The organism is Streptomyces sp. SID11385 (genome assembly GCF_010548245.1).
GTDB lineage: Bacteria > Actinomycetota > Actinomycetes > Streptomycetales > Streptomycetaceae > Streptomyces.
This window is the reverse complement of sequence record NZ_JAAGLR010000385.1, coordinates 1-4,337: the sequence shown is the minus strand read 5'-3', so window position 1 is coordinate 4,337 and position 4,337 is coordinate 1. Positions and strand designations below refer to the sequence as shown.

Below are 4,337 nucleotides of genomic sequence, written 5' to 3'. Positions count from 1 at the left end.
CCGGTGTGGCCGGCCCGGTCCCGTTCGCGCCGGCCTCGCGCGAACGGTCCCGGGCGGCATCCCGCTTCTTCTCACGCACCGGCCCGCCCCCGTCCCTCTCAGACCGGACCAGGTCCGGCACCACGCTGCTTGTAGAGGGAGATGGACACCGTCCTGTCCTCGGACACCGACGACTCCACCTTCCCCGCGAGCGCGGACAGCACCGTCCACGCGAAGGTGTCCCGCTCCGGCGCCCGTCCGTCCGTCGTCGGCGCCGAGACGATCACCTCCAGCGCGTCACCGATCAGCCGGAACACGCAACGGAGCACGGAGCCCCGCACCGCCTGTTGCAGCAGGATCGCGCACGCCTCGTCGACCGCGATCCGCAGATCCTCGATCTCGTCGAGGGTGAAGTCCAAACGCGCCGCGAGACCGGCCGTCGCCGTCCGCAGCACCGACAGGTAGGCACCCGCAGCCGGCAGCCGGACTTCCACGAAGTCCTCGGTCCCGGGCTCGCCTGCGATAGGGGACACCCTCACCTCCAAGGTGGTACAAGCTCTTTCGGGGCTCCAGGGGTGTGCACCCCCGGATCGCATGCCTCGTCGTTCAGCCGTGACGCTACCGCGCACCCGGGCCCCCTGTCCCGGGGACCCCCGGCCCTCGCGTCACTCATCGTAAGACCGTGGGCACGATCGGTGGGGCGGTGCGGCGCCCTCGATCCGCGCGACGCGATGCCGGGGTGACGTACCCAGCCCCCGCCCCATCGAACCTTCCCCGGCCTCTCCCGCTCAGACCTCCGCGGCGCGGCGCGGCCTCGGACGGCGGCTCAGACCAGCGAGTTGTCCACGTAGCACCAGCGCCAGTCCTCTCCCGGCTCGAACGAACGCATCACCGCGTGGCCCGTCGCGTCGAAGTGCGCCGTGGCGTGCCGGTACGGGGAGGAATCGCAGCAACTCACCCGGCCGCACACGAGGCACTTGCGCAGCTGCACCGGGTGGCTGCCCACCGCCAGGCATTCGAGGCAGGTCTCGCTCTGCGCCTCGGGCTCCGGCTGCGGCAGCCCGGGCAGGTGGGGGCAGTCCTTCAACACCACGTGCTCCTCGCTCCGGCGCCCGGCCCCTGCCGGGACGCCACCCACACCCCCGTACCCACCGGGGACACTCGCCATGGCGCGCGGGCACGTACGGGGAGTGAGGCAGGGGGGTCAAGATTGTCAGACTACGACAGACCCGCCCGCCCCGCCCGCCACGGCTCCACCATCCGCCCGCATCCGGACCCTGCCCGCCCCACCCCCTGCCCCGTCCGCCCTGCCTGCCCCGCTCGTTCCGCCTGCCCCGTCCGCCCCCTTACGCCGTCCGCTCCGTCCACGTCGTCCGCCCCCGCCCAGCGGACACGTGCCTCCCGAAGGAGAATCCCCGCGCCCATGGACGCCCTGCCCGTGCTGCTCCTCGTCGCCGGAAGCGCCGCCGTGGCGGGAGCCGCGCGCCGCACCCCGATCCCGGCCCCGCTGCTGATCGTCACGGTGGGGCTCGCCGTCGCCTACCTCCCCGGCGTCCCGGACTACGGTCTCGATCCCGAGATCGTCCTGCCGCTCCTGCTGCCGCCGCTGCTCTACACCGCGGCCGCCGACAGCTCCTACCTCGGCTTGCGCGCGCACGCCCGCGCCATCGGCCTCCTCTCCGTGGGGTACGTGCTCTTCGCGACCCTCGCCGTCGGATACGTCATCTACCTCCTCGTCCCCGAACTCCCGCTCACCGCCTCCCTCGTCCTGGGCGCCGTGATCGCCCCGCCGGACGCCGTCGCCGCGACCGCCGTGGCCCGCAGGGTGGGGCTGCCGGCGCGGATCACGACGATCCTCCAGGGCGAGTCCCTCGTGAACGACGCCACCGCGATCACCGCCTACAAGGTCGCCGTCGCCGCGGCCGTCGGCGAGGGCGCGAGCTGGGGCAAGGGGATCGGCGAGTTCCTGCTCGCCTCCTTCGGCGGCATCGCCGTCGGGCTGGTCCTGATGGTCCCTCTGCACTGGCTGCGCACCCACCTCACGGAGGCCCTGCTCCAGAACAGCCTGTCCCTGCTCACCCCCTTCTTCGCCTACGCCGTCGCCGAGAAGTTCGGCGGCTCCGGCGTGCTGGCCGTGGTCGTCGTCGCCCTGTACCTCGCACACCGCTCCTGGCAGGTCGACTTCGCCACGCGGCTCCAGGAGGACGCCGTGTGGCGGATGGTCGCCTTCATCCTGGAGTCGGCCGTCTTCGCCCTCATCGGCCTCCAGCTCCCCGTCGTCCTCGACGACCTCGGCCGGTACGACAGCCCCATCGTCATCTGGTACGCGCTCGCCCTCTTCCTCGCCGTGGTCGCCGCCCGCTTCGTGTGGGTCTACCCGGCCACCTACCTGCCCCGCTTCCTCTCCGCCCGGGTCCGCCGCCGCGAGCCCGAACCCACCTGGAAGGGCCCCTTCGTCATCGCCTGGGCCGGGATGCGCGGTGTCGTCTCGCTCGCCATCGCCTTCTCCATCCCGGTGAGCGTCCACGACGGCTCGGACTTCCCCGCCCGCAGCCTGATCCTCTTCCTCACCTTCACGACCGTCATCGGCACGCTCGTCGTGCAGGGCGTCTCACTGCCGCCGATCATCCGGCTGCTCCGGCTCCCGCAACCGGACGCCCGCCGCGACACGCTCGTCGAGGCGCAGGCCCAGAGCGAGGCGTCGACCGCCGCCGAGGAACGCCTCGAAGAGCTCCTCACCGAAGAGACCAACACCCTCCCCGGGCCGCTCCTGGACCGCCTGCGCACCGTCCTGGAACGCCGCAGGAACGCCCCCTGGGAGCGCCTGGGCGCCGTCAACGACGAGACGGGCGAGTCCGCCGACGACACCTACCGCCGCCTCTCGCGCGAGATGATCGGCGCCGAACGAGCCGTCTTCGTCGAACTCCGCGACCGCCGCCGCATCGACGACGAAATGCTCCGCACCCTCCTGCACCGGCTGGACCTGGAGGAGGCGGCGGCATACCGCGAGGAGAGCGGGGACTGACGGGACGCGCGGGGACCGACCGTGCGGGGGCGGCGAGCGGCCGGGCAGCGCGGTGAGCGGCGGGCGCGGGGGCTCGAGCGGAATACGGCGCGTCCGGTCGTCCGGCCCCGTGCTGGTACGAGGCGACACGTCCCGCCTCGCGCGTGACTCCGCGCGGCCCCGTCCGTGCGCCCCCCCCGCCCCCGTCCCGCCCCTCAGCGGGTGCGCAGGCCGGAGCTGAGTCCCGGGCCCGGGACGCCCGTGATCACGGCCGCCACGCGGGTGCCCGCGGGGAAGGCGCCCTCCTCGGCGAGGCAGGTGAGGGCGTGGAGGAGCTTGGCGACGTAGAGGCGCTCCACCGGGAGCCCGTGGCGGTCCTCGAAGTCCCTGGCGAAGCGGTCGAGCGCGGCCGGCAGGCGGGCGTAGCCCCCGGCGTGGAAGCGCTCGTCCAGGGACCACGAACCCACCGCGGACCCGAAGGCCGCGGTTTGCAGCGCGCGCACCTCTTCCGCGAGGAAGCCGCCCTTCACGACCGGGATGCCCAGCGCCCGGGTCCCCGGCCCGAGCCCGGCCGCGAGGCCCGCCAGCGTGCCCCCGGTCCCGCAGGCGAGCGCGACCACGTCCGCCCGCCCCCGCACCTCCCGGCCCAGCTCCGCGCACCCCCGTACCGCCGCGGGGCTGCTCCCGCCCTCCGGCACGAGATGGGGCCGGACGACACCGGCTTCGCGCAGCAGGGAGCGCAGCGTCTCCGGCTCCCGTTTGCGCCGGTAGCGGGAGCGGTCCACGAAGTGGAGGCGCATACCGTCCGCGCGGCAGCGCTCCAGCGCGGGGTTGAGCGGGCGTGTGGCCAGCTCGTCGCCCCGTACGAGTCCCACCGTCGGTACCCCGAGCAGCCTGCCCGCGGCGGCCGTTGCCCGCACGTGGCTGGACCAGGCACCCCCGAAGGTCACGAGCGTCTGCCCCGGCACCAGCCCCGCGAGAGCCGGGACGAGCTTGCGCCACTTGTTGCCGGGTATCTCCGGGTGCACCAGATCGTCCCGCTTCAGGAAGAGACGCACACCCCGGCGGGCGAAGGGTGCGTCCACGACCTCCCGCAAGGGAGAGGGCAAGGCGGGCGAGCCCAGCCGCTCGACGAGCGAGGCGGGAACCCCCGGCTGCGAGGCACCGGGGAAGATTTCCGGCTGCGAGGCACCGGGGAAGGCTGCGGACGGCATCCATCCATTGTCGTACCCGATTCGCTCGCGTGTACGGACGGGCCGTGCGGAGCCCGTGCCGGCCGGGACGCGCCGTGCGGAGCCCGCGCCGGCCGGGACGCGCCATGCGGAGCCCGTGCCGGCCGGGACGCGCCATGCGG

4 protein-coding genes are annotated in these 4,337 nt (G+C 74.0%); 1 reads left to right on the top strand and 3 read right to left on the bottom strand.

Annotated features, from left to right (window positions below; all coding sequences use genetic code 11):
• Positions 1 to 98: 98 nt before the first annotated feature.
• The gene (locus tag G3I42_RS11790; protein ID WP_164285182.1) at positions 99 to 512 is read right to left on the bottom strand and encodes an anti-sigma regulatory factor; all 414 of its coding nucleotides are present in this window, start codon (positions 510 to 512) and stop codon (positions 99 to 101) included.
• Between the two features lie 293 nt (positions 513 to 805).
• Positions 806 to 1,066: a UBP-type zinc finger domain-containing protein gene (locus tag G3I42_RS11785; protein ID WP_164285186.1), complete on the bottom strand. Its 261-nt coding sequence runs from the start codon at positions 1,064 to 1,066 to the stop codon at positions 806 to 808.
• A 336-nt stretch (positions 1,067 to 1,402) separates the two neighbouring features.
• Here G3I42_RS11785 and G3I42_RS11780 point away from each other — a divergent pair, with 336 nt between their 5' ends.
• Positions 1,403 to 3,004 (top strand): Na+/H+ antiporter, encoded by a 1,602-nt coding sequence (locus tag G3I42_RS11780; protein ID WP_164285180.1) that lies wholly within the window; start codon positions 1,403 to 1,405, stop codon positions 3,002 to 3,004.
• A 194-nt stretch (positions 3,005 to 3,198) separates the two neighbouring features.
• Here G3I42_RS11780 and G3I42_RS11775 read toward each other — a convergent pair whose 3' ends face one another.
• A complete protein-coding gene (locus G3I42_RS11775) occupies positions 3,199 to 4,197 on the bottom strand; it encodes a pyridoxal-phosphate dependent enzyme (RefSeq protein WP_239096403.1) in 999 nt (332 codons plus the stop codon).
• Between the last annotated feature and the right edge of the window lie 140 nt (positions 4,198 to 4,337).